27 protein-coding genes are annotated in these 19,311 nt (G+C 45.2%); 5 read left to right on the top strand and 22 right to left on the bottom strand.

What is annotated here, in order from left to right; all coding sequences use genetic code 11:
- Positions 1 to 62: 62 nt before the first annotated feature.
- Positions 63 to 920: a DUF368 domain-containing protein gene (locus AAA939_RS05840; RefSeq protein ID WP_338208458.1), complete on the top strand. Its 858-nt coding sequence runs from the start codon at positions 63 to 65 to the stop codon at positions 918 to 920.
- 1 nt (position 921) lies between these two features.
- Here the strand turns inward: AAA939_RS05840 and AAA939_RS05835 are convergent, their stop codons facing one another.
- The 10 genes from AAA939_RS05835 to AAA939_RS05790 all read right to left on the bottom strand — a co-directional run bounded on the left by AAA939_RS05835 (position 922) and on the right by AAA939_RS05790 (position 7,307).
- On the bottom strand, positions 922 to 1,659 hold the full coding sequence (locus tag AAA939_RS05835) for a DUF1003 domain-containing protein (protein ID WP_338208408.1): 738 nt from the start codon (positions 1,657 to 1,659) through the stop codon (positions 922 to 924).
- A 137-nt stretch (positions 1,660 to 1,796) separates the two neighbouring features.
- Positions 1,797 to 2,105, bottom strand: a complete 309-nt coding sequence (locus AAA939_RS05830; protein WP_338208407.1) for a DUF960 family protein — start codon at positions 2,103 to 2,105, stop codon at positions 1,797 to 1,799.
- Between the two features lie 25 nt (positions 2,106 to 2,130).
- Positions 2,131 to 2,463, bottom strand: coding sequence for a hypothetical protein (locus AAA939_RS05825; protein WP_338208405.1), 333 nt, complete (start codon positions 2,461 to 2,463; stop codon positions 2,131 to 2,133).
- Positions 2,464 to 2,554: 91 nt separating this feature from the next.
- Complete coding sequence (locus tag AAA939_RS05820; protein ID WP_338230564.1) at positions 2,555 to 3,340, bottom strand: DUF4931 domain-containing protein; 786 nt, start codon at positions 3,338 to 3,340, stop codon at positions 2,555 to 2,557.
- Positions 3,341 to 3,414: 74 nt separating this feature from the next.
- Positions 3,415 to 3,702 carry an RNA-binding protein gene (locus tag AAA939_RS05815; RefSeq protein WP_057707137.1) on the bottom strand — a complete coding sequence of 96 codons (288 nt, stop codon included), beginning with the start codon at positions 3,700 to 3,702 and terminating at the stop codon, positions 3,415 to 3,417.
- Between the two features lie 75 nt (positions 3,703 to 3,777).
- Positions 3,778 to 4,479, bottom strand: a complete 702-nt coding sequence (locus AAA939_RS05810; protein ID WP_338208400.1) for a hypothetical protein — start codon at positions 4,477 to 4,479, stop codon at positions 3,778 to 3,780.
- A gap of 135 nt (positions 4,480 to 4,614) precedes the next feature.
- Entirely contained in the window at positions 4,615 to 5,352 is a 738-nt protein-coding gene (locus AAA939_RS05805) for a DUF975 family protein (protein WP_338230562.1), read from the bottom strand.
- A 135-nt stretch (positions 5,353 to 5,487) separates the two neighbouring features.
- Complete coding sequence (locus AAA939_RS05800) at positions 5,488 to 5,922, bottom strand: GNAT family N-acetyltransferase (RefSeq protein WP_338230560.1); 435 nt, start codon at positions 5,920 to 5,922, stop codon at positions 5,488 to 5,490.
- Positions 5,922 to 6,791 carry a DegV family protein gene (locus AAA939_RS05795; protein WP_338208394.1) on the bottom strand — a complete coding sequence of 290 codons (870 nt, stop codon included), beginning with the start codon at positions 6,789 to 6,791 and terminating at the stop codon, positions 5,922 to 5,924. Before AAA939_RS05795 ends, AAA939_RS05800 begins: the two co-directional genes overlap by 1 nt.
- A gap of 93 nt (positions 6,792 to 6,884) precedes the next feature.
- Positions 6,885 to 7,307 (bottom strand): MarR family winged helix-turn-helix transcriptional regulator, encoded by a 423-nt coding sequence (locus tag AAA939_RS05790; protein WP_338208392.1) that lies wholly within the window; start codon positions 7,305 to 7,307, stop codon positions 6,885 to 6,887.
- A 254-nt stretch (positions 7,308 to 7,561) separates the two neighbouring features.
- Here AAA939_RS05790 and AAA939_RS05785 point away from each other — a divergent pair, with 254 nt between their 5' ends.
- Positions 7,562 to 9,268, top strand: a complete 1,707-nt coding sequence (locus tag AAA939_RS05785; RefSeq protein ID WP_338208456.1) for an NFACT RNA binding domain-containing protein — start codon at positions 7,562 to 7,564, stop codon at positions 9,266 to 9,268.
- A 171-nt stretch (positions 9,269 to 9,439) separates the two neighbouring features.
- Here AAA939_RS05785 and AAA939_RS05780 read toward each other — a convergent pair whose 3' ends face one another.
- The 6 genes from AAA939_RS05780 to AAA939_RS05755 all read right to left on the bottom strand — a co-directional run bounded on the left by AAA939_RS05780 (position 9,440) and on the right by AAA939_RS05755 (position 14,068).
- Complete coding sequence (locus AAA939_RS05780; RefSeq protein WP_338208390.1) at positions 9,440 to 9,778, bottom strand: hypothetical protein; 339 nt, start codon at positions 9,776 to 9,778, stop codon at positions 9,440 to 9,442.
- Between the two features lie 214 nt (positions 9,779 to 9,992).
- Positions 9,993 to 11,069: a hypothetical protein gene (locus AAA939_RS05775; protein WP_338208388.1), complete on the bottom strand. Its 1,077-nt coding sequence runs from the start codon at positions 11,067 to 11,069 to the stop codon at positions 9,993 to 9,995.
- Positions 11,059 to 12,129 carry a hypothetical protein gene (locus tag AAA939_RS05770; protein ID WP_338208386.1) on the bottom strand — a complete coding sequence of 357 codons (1,071 nt, stop codon included), beginning with the start codon at positions 12,127 to 12,129 and terminating at the stop codon, positions 11,059 to 11,061. The genes AAA939_RS05775 and AAA939_RS05770 overlap by 11 nt, the downstream gene beginning before the upstream one ends.
- Positions 12,130 to 13,023: an ATP-binding cassette domain-containing protein gene (locus AAA939_RS05765; RefSeq protein WP_338208384.1), complete on the bottom strand. Its 894-nt coding sequence runs from the start codon at positions 13,021 to 13,023 to the stop codon at positions 12,130 to 12,132.
- The gene (locus tag AAA939_RS05760) at positions 13,013 to 13,393 is read right to left on the bottom strand and encodes a GntR family transcriptional regulator (RefSeq protein WP_338208381.1); all 381 of its coding nucleotides are present in this window, start codon (positions 13,391 to 13,393) and stop codon (positions 13,013 to 13,015) included. The genes AAA939_RS05765 and AAA939_RS05760 overlap by 11 nt, the downstream gene beginning before the upstream one ends.
- A gap of 168 nt (positions 13,394 to 13,561) precedes the next feature.
- Positions 13,562 to 14,068: an NUDIX hydrolase gene (locus tag AAA939_RS05755; RefSeq protein WP_338208379.1), complete on the bottom strand. Its 507-nt coding sequence runs from the start codon at positions 14,066 to 14,068 to the stop codon at positions 13,562 to 13,564.
- Positions 14,069 to 14,396: 328 nt separating this feature from the next.
- Between AAA939_RS05755 and AAA939_RS05750 the strand changes: the two genes are divergently transcribed.
- The 3 genes from AAA939_RS05750 to AAA939_RS05740 are packed head-to-tail and all read left to right on the top strand — an operon-like array spanning position 14,397 to position 16,152.
- Positions 14,397 to 15,122 (top strand): DUF2087 domain-containing protein, encoded by a 726-nt coding sequence (locus AAA939_RS05750; protein WP_338208377.1) that lies wholly within the window; start codon positions 14,397 to 14,399, stop codon positions 15,120 to 15,122.
- A gap of 2 nt (positions 15,123 to 15,124) precedes the next feature.
- Positions 15,125 to 15,496, top strand: a complete 372-nt coding sequence (locus AAA939_RS05745) for a GIY-YIG nuclease family protein (protein ID WP_338208375.1) — start codon at positions 15,125 to 15,127, stop codon at positions 15,494 to 15,496.
- 2 nt (positions 15,497 to 15,498) lie between these two features.
- Positions 15,499 to 16,152, top strand: a complete 654-nt coding sequence (locus AAA939_RS05740) for a chloramphenicol acetyltransferase (protein ID WP_338208373.1) — start codon at positions 15,499 to 15,501, stop codon at positions 16,150 to 16,152.
- A gap of 41 nt (positions 16,153 to 16,193) precedes the next feature.
- Here AAA939_RS05740 and AAA939_RS05735 read toward each other — a convergent pair whose 3' ends face one another.
- The 6 genes from AAA939_RS05735 to AAA939_RS05710 form a co-directional block, all read right to left on the bottom strand.
- Positions 16,194 to 16,778, bottom strand: a complete 585-nt coding sequence (locus AAA939_RS05735) for a TetR/AcrR family transcriptional regulator (protein WP_338208371.1) — start codon at positions 16,776 to 16,778, stop codon at positions 16,194 to 16,196.
- Positions 16,779 to 17,255: 477 nt separating this feature from the next.
- Complete coding sequence (locus AAA939_RS05730; RefSeq protein ID WP_338230558.1) at positions 17,256 to 18,152, bottom strand: GH25 family lysozyme; 897 nt, start codon at positions 18,150 to 18,152, stop codon at positions 17,256 to 17,258.
- Positions 18,152 to 18,442 carry a lysis protein gene (locus tag AAA939_RS05725; protein WP_338208366.1) on the bottom strand — a complete coding sequence of 97 codons (291 nt, stop codon included), beginning with the start codon at positions 18,440 to 18,442 and terminating at the stop codon, positions 18,152 to 18,154. Before AAA939_RS05725 ends, AAA939_RS05730 begins: the two co-directional genes overlap by 1 nt.
- Positions 18,439 to 18,654, bottom strand: coding sequence for a hypothetical protein (locus tag AAA939_RS05720; RefSeq protein WP_338208364.1), 216 nt, complete (start codon positions 18,652 to 18,654; stop codon positions 18,439 to 18,441). The genes AAA939_RS05725 and AAA939_RS05720 overlap by 4 nt, the downstream gene beginning before the upstream one ends.
- Before the next feature lie 5 nt (positions 18,655 to 18,659).
- On the bottom strand, positions 18,660 to 19,040 hold the full coding sequence (locus tag AAA939_RS05715; protein ID WP_338208362.1) for a hypothetical protein: 381 nt from the start codon (positions 19,038 to 19,040) through the stop codon (positions 18,660 to 18,662).
- Between the two features lie 15 nt (positions 19,041 to 19,055).
- Positions 19,056 to 19,310, bottom strand: a complete 255-nt coding sequence (locus AAA939_RS05710; RefSeq protein ID WP_338208360.1) for a hypothetical protein — start codon at positions 19,308 to 19,310, stop codon at positions 19,056 to 19,058.
- Between the last annotated feature and the right edge of the window lies 1 nt (position 19,311).

The following is a 19,311-nucleotide window of genomic DNA, read 5'->3' as shown; positions in this document are numbered from 1 at the left end:
ATTTGGTATCGTAAGATACTTTAATAAAACTTGTTTTTCCAATTAAAAAGGAGCTTTAAATGATGCAACGTCAATCAAACGATACTTTCTGGCGCCGCTTTTTCAAGGGCGTCATCATTGCCCTCGGATTTATTTTACCAGGCGTCTCTGGTGGCGTCCTTGCCGCTATCTTAGGGATTTACGAACGGTTACTCGGATTCATGGCCCATTTCCGCCAAAATTTCAAACGGGACTTCTGGTACTTTGTCCCGGTCGGCCTAGGCGGGATCGTTGGGATTGCGTTGCTATCAGCACCGCTCGAGTACCTGCTTGCACACGCCCAAGTTATCGTATTATGGGGCTTTGCTGGCGCCATTGTTGGGACCTTACCCGCACTAATGAAGACGGCGGGTAGCCACGGCCCCCGGGACACTGTCGACTACTTATGGTTTGGTGGGACCTTTATCATCAGTAGTGGACTCCTCTACTTCATGAGCGAACTCTTTGGGACCCTTCCAGCCAACTTCGGTGGATTCATCGTTGCCGGCGCGTTGATTGCATTAGGCGTCCTCGTTCCCGGACTAAGTCCCTCAAACTTACTGTTAATTTTGGGTCTATTTACGCCAATGCTCACCGGTTTTAAAAAGCTGGATATTTTAGGCGTCTACTTACCGATTGCACTCGGTGGCGTTCTCGCGATGGCGCTTTTCTCTAAGCTGATGGATCACCTGTTGATTCGGTTCCATTCCCGGGTCTACCACTTCATCTTAGGTATCGTGACCGCTAGTACCCTACTGATTTTAATTCCAAATCCCTACGCGGCGGAAAGTATCTCCTATGCCAACGCGACCCTCAGCACTTACCTGTTCAGTGCCCTCGCCCTTATTTTGGGAACGGCATTAGGCTACTGGATGAGTACGTTAGAAACAAAATACAAATAGCCTACATTTGATTACGCCGTCGTTTAGGCTGCAAACGCCGTAATTCATTAACTTGTGATTGAATTTCGCCCAGCATCTGGGTTTGCATCTTCTGAATTTCCAGCATGTTTGGTTCATCTTGTTGGATTAAATGGTCGACCTTCGAGTGTAAGACCCGGATCTCTTCTTCAGACTTCGCGTTGACCCGAAAATCATTGCGCGCTTCCAGGCGGTCGTATTCAGCTGCCCGGTTTTGGCTCATCATGATTAGTGGAGCTTGAATCGCCGCGACCATACTCAAAAAGAGGTTCAATAAGATAAAGGGGTACGGGTCAAAATGATGCCCAAAAATGGGCACAACGTTGATTAGCATCCAAACAATCATCACCGCGATAAATGATCCGATGAAAGCCCAGCTCCCACCAAAACGGGCGACCCCGTCCGCCACTCGTTGGCCAAGCGTCAGTGAATTTTCTAACTCATCGTGCACGTCGACGACTTGGTAACTGTTCTTAGCTAAAATTTTGGATAAGTGCTGATTGACCTTATCATTTTCCAGGTAGTCGTTCGTGATCATCTTATCCATTTTAGCTAAGCGGTAATGGACCAAGTGCTCACTGCAAATAAAACTGTGCGCGTGGGCACGCGGATAATCAGTAGTAATCGCTGCTTGCAATTGTGGTTCTAATTCGGATAGCTGCATTCCATCGACGAGGTCATAACGCTGCTGGTCAACGATGCAGATGGCTGTTTTCGACATGGCTTTCACGCTCCTTTGCCGTAAGTATACAACGAGTCGGCAATTACGGGCCGTAGAAAGCCATCGCATTGCTAAGCAAATCATCTGAGATAAAACACAAAGAGCCGTTCAGAAAATTTCTGAACGGCTCTTTTCAATCATACGGACAATTCATCCATTAACATCATCGTTTGGTACTGACCATCGTCTAACACGGCAATGGTCTCCGGAAAGCTCCGGTGGTAGGTCTCTGGTAAATCAAATTCAAAAATCGAATCGTGGCGATCATCAAAGACGGCCGTGACGTGTCCAGAACGACTGACCAACGCAAACTGTAATACTTGCGGTAAGTCAACCACTCCTTGCAGATCAGCGTCAATAATGTGCCAAATTTCATCGATGACGGTCCCGGGGAGCTTGGAAGCTAACCCCAAGGTCGCATAACGTTCTGCTGCGGCGTCAAACATCGCAATCACCTCATTGTTAAATCACTTAGTTATCGCGGACCACGACGGCAACTTCTTTTTCAATGCGAATAAACAAGCCCTGTGAATCTTTTCGAAAATCCGCTTCAAACGTGTCTAAAATTGGTTTGATTTGACCAACAACGTCGCCCGTGGTGCCGTAAATATCGACATTTTGATGATTTGCATCCCATTTGACCGTCCAATAACTGCCTTCAAGGGCCTCATCAACAAAATACTGAGTTCCAGCAAGTACCGCGTCGTTAATGACGCTGCTCTCATCCGCCGTCATCCCGGTATCTAATTCCCACTTTAGCTTTTGATTAACTTCTAACATATCGCCTGGAATTAAATTCTGCACGCTACATTCCTCCACTCATTCGGTTTAATTATTAAGTATAACTATCTCTCACTTAATATGATAACATAATGCCCGTTTAAATCAGCTTTGACTACTTCAAATCCGGCCGTTCCGTCATGAATTTTTGACGAACTTCCGCCGCAATCTCACGCATCCGTTCAGGTGTATCTGCCTGTGACAAGCGGTAGCCAATGTAGTAAGGTGAAACGTTAAATAGTGGGATCACCTTGCAGACGACCCGGTCACCTACCGGGTAAAAGAATAAATTGTAGCTGTCGCAACGCCCCTTGAAGTAATCATCTAAACAGTAACGAACCACCGTTTGCACAGCGTCGGCCATCCGTGCTGAATCTTCCCACGTCGTTGCCACGTTAAATTCGACAAAGCCCATGACGGGTTGGTCTGAAACCGTGACCCGTAAGTCCCCGTTACTGACCACTGGGTAACCAGACAAGTTAGCTGGGACGATATTGCCATAACCATCAACGTCGTCCAGCCCAACGATTTGCATGTGCGGGTGCCGCAAGCTCCCACCCGAATGGGGGCCAAAGTTTTTATACAGCAAGACGGATTCATACCGGCCACTAGTCAGGGCTTCCTGACAGTGCTGTAAGGCAAATGCAAAAATCTTTCGGTTTTGATCCGTGGGATACGTCGCAATGTCCCCGTTATGGTCCGCCGTTTCAATTACGATCGTCTGCCACGTCGCCTGAAGCGTTGGAAACTTATTGCCTAACCAAATTCGGTCGTCTTCTTGTGCAAAAATATCGGTCAACGTGCTTGGATCACAAAACGGACAAGCATTACTCGTATGGCGAATATTTTCCGGTTTATCTTTAGCAATGTTAGTATCAAAAATTAGGGGATGTGCTTGCATATCTAATCAGTTCCTTTCAATTTGAACATAAAAATAGAGTTTGGGGAAACACCCCAAACTCTGCGTAAAACGGGCTAATTCATTGGTTCCGGTGTATCTTCACCCGGACCAAATTGAACATTGGCCATCGTAATCCAAACGACGAATTCCGTCGAGGCTAGCCGCCAATATTGTGGATTAGACGCTGCCGGTCGTGATTGTTCAAAAAGAGCAATGGCTAACGCATTAGCAGCATTATCCGCGGCAACTTGGACACTGGCGCCAAAAGTTTGGGCCGCCGGAACGTCCGGAAAACGAACATCCCAATACGTCCCCTCATCTCGAAAGATTGCGGGATATTTAACTTCCACATTGCGATCCACTTCCATCACTCCGATTCACTGGTTTAACATCATTATACCGAAAATCAGTACTAACGGTCTAAAAATTTTCAGCAGTTAGTCACCCATCGTCGTCGTGTACGACCCGTTTTTATCAGTCGTTACTTTATAGTTCCCTTTGTTGGATTGACCATAGTTCTGGGCATCCTTCAAATTGCTAAACTTCTGGGCACTGCTGTTATTGGCCGCACTCGAAGAACTAGCCGCACTAGAACTGTGACTGGTTGCGCTAGAAGAACTGGCACTGGACTCAGTGTGATGACTGCTGCTAGCAGCGGCGTGAGATGTCGTCGTTGAATGACTCGTAGCTGGCGTACTAGCGGCCGGATGAGTCGTCGAACTTTGAGTCGTTTCCGTCGAGCTAGATGCCGGAGTACTATTATCCGTACTAGGTGTGTCCGTCGTATCACCATCACTGTCCGTCGTTGTTTCACTAGATGAATGTTTGGCCTTTTTCTTCTTTGATGAACTTAAAGACTTAGCTGATGAACTTTTACGCGCTTTGCTGTTGCTAGATGACGACGTCGTTTCTACGAGGTCTTGGCTGGTTGACGCCTTGACGAAGTAAATGATCGACCCACCTAGAGCAACCACGATTAAAGCCAATAACCATAACGAAACGTGACGTTTCTTTTTCGGCGACTTAGGCATTTGCGGTTTCTTCGGGTCTTTTGGACCAGATCCCCGTCCCCGCTTATTGTTAGTCGCGTCCTGCCGCGCTTTTAAACGTGACATCCGCGTCGGTTCTTGTTCAGGCATTAACTATCGCACTTCCTTTCTTGCTTTCGCCAGTTTACCATATTTTACCACGCTTGTCCCGGTCCATCCGGGAGAATAAGCCAATAATTTACGATAAAAGGCCCGCTGGGCAAATGCCGGCGGGTCCGGAGTCTATTAGGCGTTTTGGACCAAATTATCGTAATAATTAGCAAGCGTCCCGTACATGTAAGGCATGAGCCACAATTGACCGATCCCCATGGTAATTGCACTCAGGATTCCCCAACCAAGAAAACTCAGCTGGATAACGAATAACTGCCACTTATGGCCGACCATCAATTGACGACTCCGCGTAATGGCATCTAGAAGCCGGGGCTTAGGCTGACCATCCGGTGTCGCTGCGAGCATATCCTTGTACACGTAGTAGGTCTGCGAATACGAATAAATCTTAATTATTCCGGGCACAATTAATAATAATGACCACAGTAAGATAAAAACACCCTGGAGAATGGATAGCCCAATAATTGGCCAGGCATACTTCTTAGTAAAGCCGCTAGTCGAGTCACTCACGGGGTGAATCTCACGTTCGGGATTGCGAACCCAATCGAGCATCGTGTAACTGGTCCCAACTTTAAAAATATTAACAATCAGTGAAAAAATTGCTTGAACCAAAACAATGACGAGTAATACCGTGGTTAACATGACAATATCAAAAGCTGTCAAATGCAACGCTTGGTTGATTGCGCCGTCGGTCATCGTATTCTTACCTTGCCACTTTTGTGCTTGGTCTGAATAATTCGTTAATATCGTAAAAATCGACAATAAACTGACCACGATGCAGAGTAAAATCGCATCTTTCCACCGGCCCTTGAATAATTGTTTGACCTCATGCTTTAATTCAGCTCTCGTTTTCATTAAAAGCGCCTCAATTTCTATTATTTAAAGCTCACTGCTTATTTTCCCTGAATCAGCCACGTTAGTCAAATCCTTAATCGCAAAATAAAGCGGTCGTTTTCCCAGTTGACACACCGGAAAAACAACCGCTTTTAATTATAATAATGGCTTATTCATAACCACGACCGTCGCACCGTCTTCTTCAAACGGTCCCGCCGTGACGTGGTAACCGCAACGTTCATAAAAGGACTGAGCACTTAATTCGCCATCAATTTTTCCTTGAGTAGCGCCGTGTTCGACTGCCCACCGTTCAGCAGCCGTCAGTAACACTTTTCCTAAGCCCTGCCCCCGGTAAGCTTTACGGGTACAGACCCGGCCAAATCGCATCACGTGTTTCGCTTCTGGTTCTAATCGCAACGTGACTACTGGTAAGTCCGGCTGTAAATATAAAACGGCGTAGAGCCGTTCATCGGTATCCTTGTCGTCAAATTCAACGTCAGCGGGAATCCCGCGTTCCTCAACAAAAACGGCTTGACGCAGTGCGTAGGCCGCTGCCCGGTTAGGTGATTCGTTAGAAAAAATAATTTTCATTATTTATACGCCTTGTCAATGTCTTTCAGCCAAGCTAAGGCTAACGACTTATCCCCTAGATGGGCACCAATGACCGGGCCAAAGTAGGTCAAGTCAATTGGCATGTCGGGATATTGTTTCTGCAACTTGGCTTTCCAAGCTTGCGCTGCTTCAAGGTTATTCCCTTGCACAATGATTGCACGCAGCGGGTAATCCACCTTAGCCTGAGCTTCCGCAAACAGGTGCTCCACGCGCGCTAAGGCCTTTTTAGTTGAACGCACTTTTTCAAAGGCCACGATTTCGTGCTTTTCATCAAAAGTTAGTAACGGTTTGATTCGTAAGACGCTCCCGATAAATGCGGAGGCGTTGGACAACCGACCACCCCGGACCAAGTTTTGTAGATCATCCACGATAAAGTATTCGCCCATGGACGCCCGCAAATCATCCAGCCGTGCCAAAATTTCCTCGACACTATTGCCAGCCTTTGCCATTCGGGCAGCCTCTAAGGCTAAGTATCCCATTAAACGCACCGTAATTTGTGAATCATAGGGTACTAATTTAATGCGGTCGACCATATCCCGCATATTCATCAAACTATTATAAAAACCGGAAATGGTGCTAGCCAGATGAATACTGATCACAGCATCGTAACCTTCGTCTCCGAGCCGGTTATAAAATTCTATCATTTCCCCAACGGGTGGCTGGGACGTACTTGGAAATGACTTAAATGATTTCATATTGGCATAAAAATCCGCCGTCGTAATATCGACGCCTTCTTGATACACTTTCCCATCTATAATCACCGGGATCGGCACAACGTGAATATCGTTATCGGCGACCTCTTGCGGTGTCAAATAGCTGGTGCTGTCAGTAACAACAGCAATCTTCATGACATACACCTACTTCTCATCTTTAAAGTAATATTCATCATCATAGCATAAAATTAATTGAGACACTACCTTCCAAACTTTTTGGCCATTGGTTTAGGCTTCTAAGGTGCGGTCAACGGATTTATTTAATCGATTCAATAAGATTCGTAATAAGTTTTGTTCATCTTGGGGCCACTTATCAAAGACGGCGGCTTCATAGGCTTCATAGGCGGCGTTAATGGCTTCGACCGCAGTGGTTCCCGCTGGCGTGACCGAATAGATCAATTGCCGCCGGTCGCGACCAACAGCTTCCTTACTCAACCGTTCCTTTTTAACTAAGCTCGCGAGTTGGCGACTTAACGTCGACGTGTCTAATTGCATCACGGTCGCTAACTTTTCCTGCGTATTATAACCAACTTGCAGTTGTAATAAGAGTTGCCACTCTGCGACCGTCACGCCCTGTGCTTTCGTGATTTGTTTTAACATCGCGGTTTGCTGCTTCGCAGTTGCAGCTAGCGCGGCTAAACTTGATTTCATAATGAATGCCCTCCTAAAAAAACTAATTCCTATGTATTATACAATATCTATTAAACCAGTGCGACTGGTTTTCCGTAAAAATATTGTTAAACTAGTTTTTGCATATAGCATGGATTTTAAGTTGACCTTGCTAATTTCCGCCAGATAACGGGCAGGGAACTTGTTTTAACCCCGCCGAAAACGGTATACTATTAGGCGGTTGACTGCGATTAACGCAGTTATGAACGAAACTTTAGATGAAAGCGAGTGATCACATGTCTTTTGATGGATTATTTACCCACGCCATGGTCACCGAATTACGCCAAAACTTATTAAACGGTCGGATTGCTAAAATTAACCAGCCGTATCAAAACGAGTTGATTTTAACCGTTCGGGCTAACCGGAAAAACTGGCCACTGCTCCTATCCGCGGATCCAACGTACCCCCGGATTCAAGTGACTGAAATTCCGTACATTAACCCAGCGGTTCCAACGAACTTTGCCATGATGATGCGGAAGTATTTGCAGGGCGCCATCATCACCGATATTCAACAACCGGCTAATGACCGGGTCGTCCAACTGACGATTACAACTCGGAATGAATTAGGGGATGCCGAACAACTCTCCTTAATTATTGAAATTATGGCGCGTCACAGTAACGTCATTTTAATTGACCAAAAAACGAGTCGGATTCTCGACGTGGTTAAACATGTCGGCGCCGACCAAAACCGTTACCGGCTACTATTGCCGGGTGCGACGTATATCGAACCACCGAAACAGGATAAGCTCGATCCGTTTAAACCGAATACGGACTACTTAGACCTCGTCAAACAGTATCCGAACGAAGACGTTCTGGCTAAACAGTTACAACAGCACTACCAAGGCTTAGGCCGTGACAGTGCGCAACAATTGGCCGCTGACCTACACCAACCGGGTGATTTGGGCCAACACTACCAAGCCTTCTTGGACCAGTTTGATCATCCCCAAGCGACCTTGCTAACTTTACCAAATCGCAAAACGATGTTTGCCGCTGGGCGGTTTGACCACTTTGGCGACCAACACCGTGAATTTGATTCGTTGAGTCACCTACTCGACTTCTATTACGCTGACGCCGCGCAACGTGAACGGGTCCAACAACAAGCCGGCAACTTGATTCGGGTCGTTCGTAACGACTTGAAGAAGAACCGTAATAAGATGAAGAAGTTGCAACAAACTTTGGCCAACACCAAACAAGCTGACGAGTTGCGGCTCAAAGGTGAAATCTTGACGACTTATTTACACGAAGTCAAACGCGGGATGACTGAGATTTCCTTACCTGATTATTATCACGATAACCAGCCCTTAAAGATTCAGTTGTCCAATCAGCTTTCACCTTCGCGTAACGCGCAAAAATATTTCTCACGTTATCAGAAGCAAAAAAACGCGGTCATTTACGTGGGTGAACAGATTAAGTTGACCCAGGCGGAAATCGACTACTTGGATAACATCCAAACGCAGATCGAATTGGCTACCCCCGCAGACATTGCTGAAATCCGCGAAGAGTTGACCCAGCAAGGTTACCTCAAACAGCGCAAGACTAAGAAAAAACAACGCAGTTCCCGTAAACCAAGTCAGCCACAAGAATTTGTTGCTAGCGACGGCACTGAAATTTCAGTCGGTAAGAATAACCGTCAAAATGATCAGTTAACGTTAAAGACGGCGCACAAGACGGATTACTGGTTGCATACGCAGAAGATTCCAGGGTCACACGTCATCATCCACTCTGATGATCCTAGTGAACAAACCTTGAATGAGGCTGCTAACCTAGCCGCGTACTTCTCCAAGGCGCGCGATTCAGCGACCGTGCCCGTAGATTACGTGCAGGTTCGTCGGATTCGCAAACCCAACGGCGCTAAACCGGGCTTCGTGATCTACGAGGGCCAAAAGACCCTGTACGTCTCACCTAGTGCGGACTTAGTTGAACAATTAACCCCGAAAAAATAAAACGTGACTTTCAAAAGCGCCGGTTCAGCGACCACCATCCCTAATGAGGGTGTGATTGTTGAACCGGCTCTTTTTTATAACTAGCTGCTAAAAAAGACAAGCTCGTCAAAATGAGCTTGTCTTTTTTGATATTCAAACCTAAATGTCAATTAAATGACATTTCAACTTACTTTACGAATACTTGACGGTACTCCCCAGTTTCATTGGAATAAAACCGTAGTGCGTATACCGGTCAATAACCTGGGCATCCACCTTTTTTAGGCGTGGTGCAACATAGTTAAACAGCTCCTGATAGGCCACCGGCAACCCGGTAATCCGGTTTTTAATCGTCAACGACAAATCAGCCTGCAATAGTTCCTGGCGTAACCCAACCATGATCTTAACAGCATCGGCCCCATTAGTCAGCTCCTGGGAAGCCTGTGCTAATTTGATTCTAACATCATGATACTTAGGCGCCGTCACTTGTTCGTAAGCCCCAATAATCAAGTTGTTCAGTTCTGATTCTGCCATTTTATCACCCCGTTACACGACTCAACGTCACATTATAACGTTAGCCGTGTTAATTAAGTTTATTCTAACTATCTTAATTGTACACCCGAACTGAAATGACAGTTGAATCATTTTGACATATCCTCGCAGTCTAACGTTCCTTACTAAAAAAAGCCTTCCCAAGCAACTAGGTCCGTTGTCTGAGAAGGCTCAGTTCAATTATTCAATACAAAGGCTATCTTAGCTGGCCCATCAGTTCCCATAACCGTCGACTCCACTTCGGACGATAAATCCAAACAGTTAAGACGACTAAGCCTAAAATCCATCCCAATACCAGACTAGGCCAACTGGTATTGCTCAGAATAAAGCCCCGAAAAATCCGACTTAAGATAACCCCTAGAGGAACACTCATAATCAGTAGCAAGATTAACCGCAAACTGCGATGAACGACTAACTGGGACCGCTGCTCCGCGGAATAACCTGAAACTAGCCACTGCGCAAGCCCCCAAGTGATTCCGATGATCAGGACTGCTAGAACACAGCCCAACCCCCAGTGCCGTGACAAATAATTAGCGGCAATCGCTGTCGTTGCGTTTTGCCAAACACTCTGTGGCATCCACCAATATAAATATAGGGAAAGCGTCAACGCCCCTGCCACAATCACATTATTAATGACCACGGTTGCCAAACTAGCAATTGCAAAGACACAAAGTGCAACCACGGCATCCCCCGTTAAATCTTGCAACCAAGCTTGCCACTTAAAATAAGTAAAGTAGGCGGCGGGAATCTGTGACCTCAAAATAGCGAGATTGACTAAACTCCCCATAACAACACCACCAACCACCGTAAGCCCATATTGTAACCACTGTTGACGATAAATTTCAGAGCGACGATACCCCAACGTTTGTAAAAACTCATTCAAGTAGCGGCGCCGTGCATACCAAATCATCACGGTTCCGGCCAAAATTCCAATCACAAAGTAATATTGATTAATCTGCGTGCCAAAGTTGCCACGAATCGTTTTGGTCTTTTTAGTGGGTTGCTGCCGATAAACTTGCAGTTGTCGTTCCTGATAATCTTTTAAAAAGGCCTGTTTTGACGAATAGCGCTTACCGACTGAGTCAACATAATCATGATGTTTACGACGATACTGCACCTGACTATCAATCAACCGGGGATCACTTTGCGTGTGCCAAGCTTGACTACCGTACAAGCTCTGAACCGCAGCACTACCCACTAGCCCAATCAAAATCAGTAACAATATTGACCAGTGCTGACGCCAAACTAACCGGCGTAACGGTTTATGCGCCATGTTGCACCCCCTTTGATCGCTGCTTCTGAATAGTTAAGCCCAATAATAGGACCACCAGTAAAATTGCCATCCCTAAAATCTCAAACCATGGCAATACCCCCGGTATAAACGGCTGTAAAAAGATATCGCCTAATATGGCCCCACCAGCAATCGTGACAACACCAATCAAGCCAACCTTTCTAAACAATGTTTCACCACCAAACGGTGTCAGTTCAGCACTCCAAGTCCGTTGTAACTGCCAAATTGCACCACAAGCTAGTATCGAGAGCCCTAACACCAAACTGCTTGCCACGTAATAATGCGCATAAAACCAAAAACCTACCGGAAGCACATTGTCACCGAAAAGCAGCATGGCGTAACCGGATTCACTGCCGACGCCCTCTAAAAACCGCCATGATAGCCCACTTAAAATGGTCGCTAACCAAAACCGATTATTCAACAAGCCAACGAACCAACCGAGCACTAGCATTCCAAAGCTAATCGCCACAATGGCAGCGTTGCTCCCAAAGAGGCCGGCCAGATTACGATAAGCTTGATACTTTTCTGGTATCACGGCAATAACCCATCCCCAGTAGATTAACTGTGCCACTGCAACCGTGAGGGTCAACGCCAAGGCCTGACCTAGCTGAACGAGAAACAATTGATTGCGCGTCGCGCCTAGCCCCAACATGAACTCAGCGTAGTGTGTCCGACGTCCCCAAAAGGCGAACACTAGCCCCGCAATCATCATAAATAGGTAATACCAATTATTTCCAGTTACACCGATTCGAGTTTCATAACCATGAACTTTAAACTGATTCTTACTAAAAAACTGGTACTGTTCAGTATTATATTCGGCTAAGCTGACCTGATGACCGTGAAGTTGATAGTTTTCGGGATGTTTACGGTAGTCGGAAGCTTGATAGGCTTTCATCTGGGACGTTTGTTGCAGGCCCTGTTGATGGCCCTGGGTCGTTTTAACTGCGGCACCCATGCCAATCACGATAAGCACCGCCATTAACCCGATGACCCACCGCCAACTTTGTGACCACCACAAGCGATGTACTTGTCTACAAGTCATTTACTCACCACCTAAAAGGTTCCGGGCATCCCCCAGCTTCACCCGGAAAACATCGGTAATTGTCAACGGACAGTCCGTCATCATAACTGGATCAGCAGCCTTTAATTCAGCATCCAGCTCATCCGTATAGTCATCAAAGTAAACTTCCAATACCCGACCGTAAACGTTGATCAGTTGACCATGATCTTTGATCACCGCTGGAACCGTTTTGGTTTTAAAAACCAGTTGCAGTTTTCGAGCGCGCTGTCTTAAAGCCTCTAAATCGTAATTAGCAACCAAGTGTTGATCCTTTAAGAACAAGGCTTGTTCACATAACCCGTCCAGTTCGTCCAAATTGTGTGATGAAATCAAAAAACTAATCTGTCGGTCAGCGGCGGCGCTTACGATTAGGGCGACAATCCGTTCACGCACGAGAATGTCTAAACCATCAAAAGGTTCATCCAAGATGACGTAGGGTGCATCACTCGCTAATGCTATCAAAATTTGACTTAACATTCGCTGGCCCTTGGATAATTGTCGGTAATGACTTTTCAAGGTTAACCGTTCAGTTTTCAAAAGTTGCTCAAACCGGGATATGTCAAAGTTTGCATAACCAATGGCGTACTGCGTTGCGATTTGACCAAGCGTCTGATTGCCAAAGAAATTATTTTGCGTATCAATATAAAAAAGCTTTTGACGTGCGGCCGGATGTTGACTAACATCTTGACCGTCAATCGTCATTGTCCCCGCATCAGAGCGATAATGATCCGCCATGGTGCGAAACAACGTCGTTTTCCCCGCGCCGTTTCGTCCAACCAGCCCAATAATCCGGGTTGCAGGCCATTCAAAACTAATTTCAGTCAAGATGGGCTGCTGATTAATCATTTTACTTAATCCACTAACTTTAATGCTCATCTGTTTTTCCTCCTTGATAAGCTTTCGCAACCCATTCTTGTACCTGTTGTTCCGTGATACCTAAAAATTGTGCTTCCGTTAAGATAGTCTCAAATTTAGTTTGAACTTCCGCTACCGCAATTGGGTTAAGCGTTGTTTTCGTCGGCGTATTCACAAAGGTCCCCCGTCCTTTAATGGTATAAACTGCGTGTTGACTCTCCAATAATTGATACGTTTTACTGACTGTGTTCGGGTTCAGGTGCATGGTTGTCGCCATCGACCGAATTGACGGTAATTTATCACCTGGTTGCAAAGTCCCCTGAACGATCTGCTGCTTAATCTGCATCAACAATTGTTCATAGTAAGGCGCTCCGGACGTCGCAAAAGCCATTTTGACACCTCATTTCAGTGTGTATTAAGTGTTCTATTTCAACTAGTACACTATCATTAATTTTAAAGAATTGCAACCAAAATTAAAAGATCAACTAGCAACCCAACTTCACTGGGCCACCGTTGATCCTTTTTTCGGTAATTTGAATTTATTGCGTTATAAATCATTTCAATAGACTGGATGTGTCAACACGTCCCAAGTTGCGTAAGTGGTATCGGTCGAATCGAATTGTTCACCATTCAATAAATACTGTTTTGCTTTTAAAACTAAGGGCGACACATTTGCCAAGGTAAGCTGTGCTAAGGGTAGCTGAACAGCCCCGTGTGAATCCTGACCGTCAAAGTCCGGAACAGTTGGCGCCAACGTCCCCGTTGTTTGGCTCACTCGATAAAAAATCGCAATATGTTGATTAAAATGCCACTGTTCAAAATCCCATGGGTAACGAAAACTCGTCGCGCCCAATTGACTCACTTGAACTGATTGTAGCCCGGTCTCTTCCCGAATTTCTCTGCCAATCGCTACCGTTAGCGGCTCACCGTCTTCTAAACTACCGCCTGGCAAATCGTAGCGATTCGTATAGGGACCACCAAATCTTTTCGTAACGACCAATCCTTGCTGCAAACTGCCGATGATCCCGTACACACCAAACGCACGATGATAGGACACTTCTACCATTTTTAACACCTCCACGAATTTGATTTAACCTTCAGATTTTGAAAATCAGCCTTCAAAATCATGTAACTTTAAAAGTTTCAAAAGCACATTTAGTCTTATTCCCGTATTCTAAGTTAGAGTACCGGCACATATTATAAGACCAAGATTTCTTTAATTAAACCGTATTGATTAATGATGCACAGCCTTTCTAATCGCTAAGCATATGTTTACACAATCTATAAACACTAGCATCGCCCATGCGTTTATCGAAATAGTAAACATCATTTAAATAATTCTGTTTACAAATATGATAAACAGAATTATACTATTATCTACTGGAGGTCATCTAATGGAACTCAACAACTTAACCTTAACCGACCTAAAACAGGGCTGGCACCCTACTCTGGACGGCTTACAATGCAATTACTGTCAGGCTCACTGGCCAACCGGAACACCGGAAAAAGAACTTGTTGATCATTTAACACTTGTTCACGGTGGCAACTTAGCCCAACTGATCCACGCAGATAGTCGTTACAACACACTCACTACTAAACAGCAGGACTTACTGACTGCATTTTCAACCGGTATTAAGGATCAAGATTTAGCTAAACAATTACAAGTCGCCGCCGCGACGATTCGCCACCAGAAATTTACCTTCCGTGAAAAGGCTAAACAGGCTCGACTCTACTTGGCCATTTACGACGCCGTTTTTGACCAAGCTGCTAGTCAGGAAAGTCCCCTAATTGACGTTCCCTCACAAACGGGGCCCGTTGACGACCGCTTTATGATTACCGAAGACGAAGCCGCGACGACCCTGCAACACTACTTTGACTTTGAACACCAACCCTTGAAACTTAAACGTTGGCCTAAAAAGCAGAAAGTCATCTTAACGGTTCTGACCCGGATCATTGATGAAATCCCAGCTAATCAACATTTTTCGGAACCTGCAATCAACCAATTACTTAAACCAATTTACTTTGACTTTGTCACCGTCCGCCGCTACCTTGTCGATTACGGTTTTTTAACACGAACCGCAGACGGGCATGAATACTGGCGTACAACTGGAAAGGACTAATCATGGAAACAGAACGCAAAAAACAATTACAAGAAGCCTATAAAATGGCACCGACCTTTTACGGGGTGATTCAGATTGAAAACAACCTTACACACAAACGTTTTATCGACGTTGTCCCTAACCTGCATAACCGTTGGCAGTTTTACCAACTAAACCTGAACAAAAATTTTTACCGCAACACGCCACTACAGGCCGACTGGAACGAACAGGGCGCTGATAATTTTACTTACAGCATCCTTTGGAAAGCCGACACTGCCGACGTTACCAATATGCGTGCTACGTTAAAGGACCTTAAAGACAAGTGGCTACACAAATTACACCCCTTTGACGACGATGGCTATAACCAGCGTCCCAAGGATTGGAAGGAAAACTGAACATGAATAACCATTACACGGTGATTGACCAACAAAATTGGCCCCGCCAACAATACTTTTATTATTTTACCAAGATGAATCCGACCGGCTTTTCACTGACCGTCGATTTGGATGTCACCGCTACTTTAGCCTGGACCCGCACTAATCACGTCAAATTCAACGCGGTTTACCTATACTTGGTCAGCCGGCTACTGACTAAACATCCTGAAATGCGTATCGGTTATATCGACGAACAACTCGTGACATATGATGTTTTACACCCATCGTATACGGTCATCCACGCTGACCACTCAATTTCTAATTTGTGGACCGCTTATGATGAAGACTTTACGGTCTTTTATCAGCACTATCTAGCCGACCTTAATAAATACGGCCAACAACCGGGGCCCATGCCCAAAGCACCCCAATCAGCTAATCTGGTTAACATTGGAAGCTTACCGTGGGTTAACTTTTCAAGTTATACGCCATTGCCATTTAAGCCCTTAACCACCTTTTTCCCCATTTTTCAGGCGGGACAATTCAAAAGTGAACATGAACACACCACCATGCCACTGAGCTTGACGATCAATCACGCTACCGCGGATGGCTACCACGTCAGTACCTTTTTTAACGAACTGCAAACGCTACTGAACACCCCACAAACTTATTTAAACTAAAAAATGCGTTGAATCTTTTTTGATTCAACGCATTTTTTAGTTTAGCTAAGCTGATCATCCGGTGCCTTAATCTGAATTAGAATTGCTTTACGGATGGTATTAACCGCTTCCGCCACACCATCTAAGCTACTTTCTCCGTGATCAATAACCCATTCAATCAGGGTCATTTGAACGTTGCTTCCCATGCTGGCAATCAGTTCCATGGGTACCGGCTGTGCCACGGGTTGACTCTTGATAAAGGTCTCCCATTGCCGATAAAGTAACTGGTAAAAGTTCGCCTTGAGATCTGCATCTGGCTCGTGCACGGTAAACAGAATTTGAAGTGTCTGTCGATTTTCCGCCATATCCGCTAGTAAGCTGTGCAGCAAGTCATCAATTTGACCCGCAATGATTTGCTGAAAACGCACACTGACGCGCTGCGCAAACATTGCAGTGTAGTGTGCGACCATCTGCTCCAACAAATCATACTTATCTAGGTAATGTGCGTAAAAAGTCGAACGACTCGTCAACGACGCCTGACAAATATCCGCGACGGTTAGCTGCCGAAACCCCTTCGTTGTTAACAGTGATAAAAACGCATTTTGCAGATCGCGTTCAGTTTTGATTTTGCGAACATCCTTTGCCATCCCACTAGACTCCCTCGTTAATATAATTCCATCTTACCACGCAATTTTCAAAAAAACGTTGGTTTTCGAACACTCAACTACTCAAATGTCCGAAAACGTACACCCACCAACATTTTGACGGTGTTCAATTAGTTCTAAAAGCCTTATTCTATAACCGTTGAAAGGAAAACATTAACCTTTCAAAATATAAGTTGATTAGAGGTAATCAAAAAATATTCTGGTACTAATCGATTATTAAATGTGTCTAAATCGCTGGTAAATCAGCATTTTAAAATTTTGAATACCTTTATGTTCCACTCCGTACTTTATAACTGTGGGACATTTTGTGGGAACTTTTAAAAAATTAAGCGGGTAACGTTATTCAAATTTCATAATCTTTCCGCATCGGTCCCATGCCAGGTTCACTTGCTGGTTTGGGACTTTTGTAACCAAAAAAAATCCCCACACCGGTCGCAATGACTAGTACGGGGATTAACCTTATTTCACATATTCGAGTGTATTTCCTACTGGACCAGTAGCCATGTAGCCATACCCGGTTGATCGTGGTTGTCGAACCCACCGATAGCCACCTTTAATGATAGCTCGGTCCGTTTTAACGGTTTGACCAGCAGACAGTACGCCAATCACGCCGGCCGATGTAGATGCGCCTGTACGTAGCTTAACCGCCGTTTTGAGTGTATACGTTTTATGTTCCTTGACCCAACTAGGCGCGGTAATTTTCGGCTTTACTTTAGGCTTAATCACTGCTGCCGACTTGGGTGCCTTAACATACTTATCCCAATCCGCCTTACTGCCGTAAAACACATCAAAGTCAAGATTTCCGGACCAACCACCTAAACGGCCTGAGCTAGTGTACTGAAAAATAGTGGCAGATTTCCAGTGTCTCAGGGATCCGTACAGATTGCGTGGCTTATAGTCATTGACCGCGTTGTAATTATTATACTGAGCCACCCACAGGCCATAGCCGGATTTGACAACTGATTTCCAATCTAGCCGGTTCTCATCAGCAAGCCCCATGTAAATCACAGGACGAACGCCAGTCTTAGCGTAAACATAATCTAACCACGTTTCGGCCCAACCAACACCTTGAGCAATGGCAGGGCCTTCAAAATCAAGCACAAGCATGGCCTTACCAACGTAGCTGCTAACTTTCTTCAAGAAATAGTCAGCCTGCTTCTTAGCATCGCCGACACTGGCAAAATGGTAAATGCCTAGCTTCTTGCCCGCTGCTAACGTTTGCTTAACATGACCACTAAAAACAGGATTCATGTAATTCGTACCCTCAGTCGCTTTGACGATAACGAAGTCACCCGTAACATCCCCCGCGTTCATTCCGGCCTGGTAACTCGCGATATCGATACCATTCAAACTCATTACTTCACACCTCCATTCATACTAAACGTGTTCAGAATTGACTTAACGAGTTCATTACCGCCAACACTAACCGCACCCGCAACTAAGCCGTCAACCATTCCAACGACCCATGAAGTATCAGCCATCGCTAAGGCAATAAAAATACCAATTACCGCACCGATTAATTCGGCCGCAATTGGCAAGTACTGATTATTAAATTTGGTTCCCTTTAGTGCCCAGATAATTAGAAATACCACAACACCAATGGCCGCAATTGTACCGCCATTTACTAATTGAATAAAGCTTGTCATTTTATTCCATCCCGCTTCCTATAGTAATCAATAATTTCTTGCTTCTCTGCATTCTCTTTTTTAAGTGCCCTGTTCTCCTTTTTCAACTCAGAAATCGAACCGCCGTTAGTGGCCGCGCTATCCTCTTTGCGTGCTGGAAAGATTTGTGGAATCAACGCAACAACGATCGCCGTAGCAGAACTGATCAGGGCCACGATAACGACATCGCTCACGGCTTTCAACCCCCAACAATCTGTTCATGTACCATTGTAACTAGAATGGCTAACGCGTACATACTCTCAAAACTAACGTATCGGGCAGTCGCAAAATCATGCGCCGCAAAGGCTATCATGAAGAACGCCCAGACAAATGTTAGTGTCCCAGCCATCAAGGCTTTGTAGTATGGTAGTTGAATGTCCCATAGCGAGTAAACAAGCCCCAACGTTCCTACACACGCCAAAATAAAAATTGCGGGTGGATCATCCAGCACATCCAATAACGTCGGTTTAGGGGGTTCAAAAATGAACGTATTCTGCTTGATGATAAAGTAGAACCCTAACGCGTACGTCTCCATCGATTTCCAAAACCAGAAACGATTCTTTGTAAAATTCTCATACATGGTTGCACCTCCACATTACTCTGTTTTGGTAGCATCACTCACCGTTTCACTATCTAATTGGTCTTCAACGTCATAGACCTTCGTCGTAAAGTCGGCCAAATCTTGCCGAACTTCTTTTTTATTAGAATCATACAAATCCTGATTGATGACGCTACTATTAATATTGCTTGAGCCACTAGTGCTATTAACGCTAGCACTGAAGTTTGAGACTTGGGTACCATTAATAAAAGATTGACCTGATAATGTGATTGATTTACTCGTTTTTAACATA

This window comes from Lactiplantibacillus paraxiangfangensis (assembly GCF_036246185.1).
GTDB classification, from domain to species: Bacteria; Bacillota; Bacilli; order Lactobacillales; family Lactobacillaceae; genus Lactiplantibacillus; species Lactiplantibacillus paraxiangfangensis.
The sequence above is the reverse complement of the archived record's forward strand: the minus strand, read 5'-3'. Positions and strand labels throughout refer to the sequence as shown.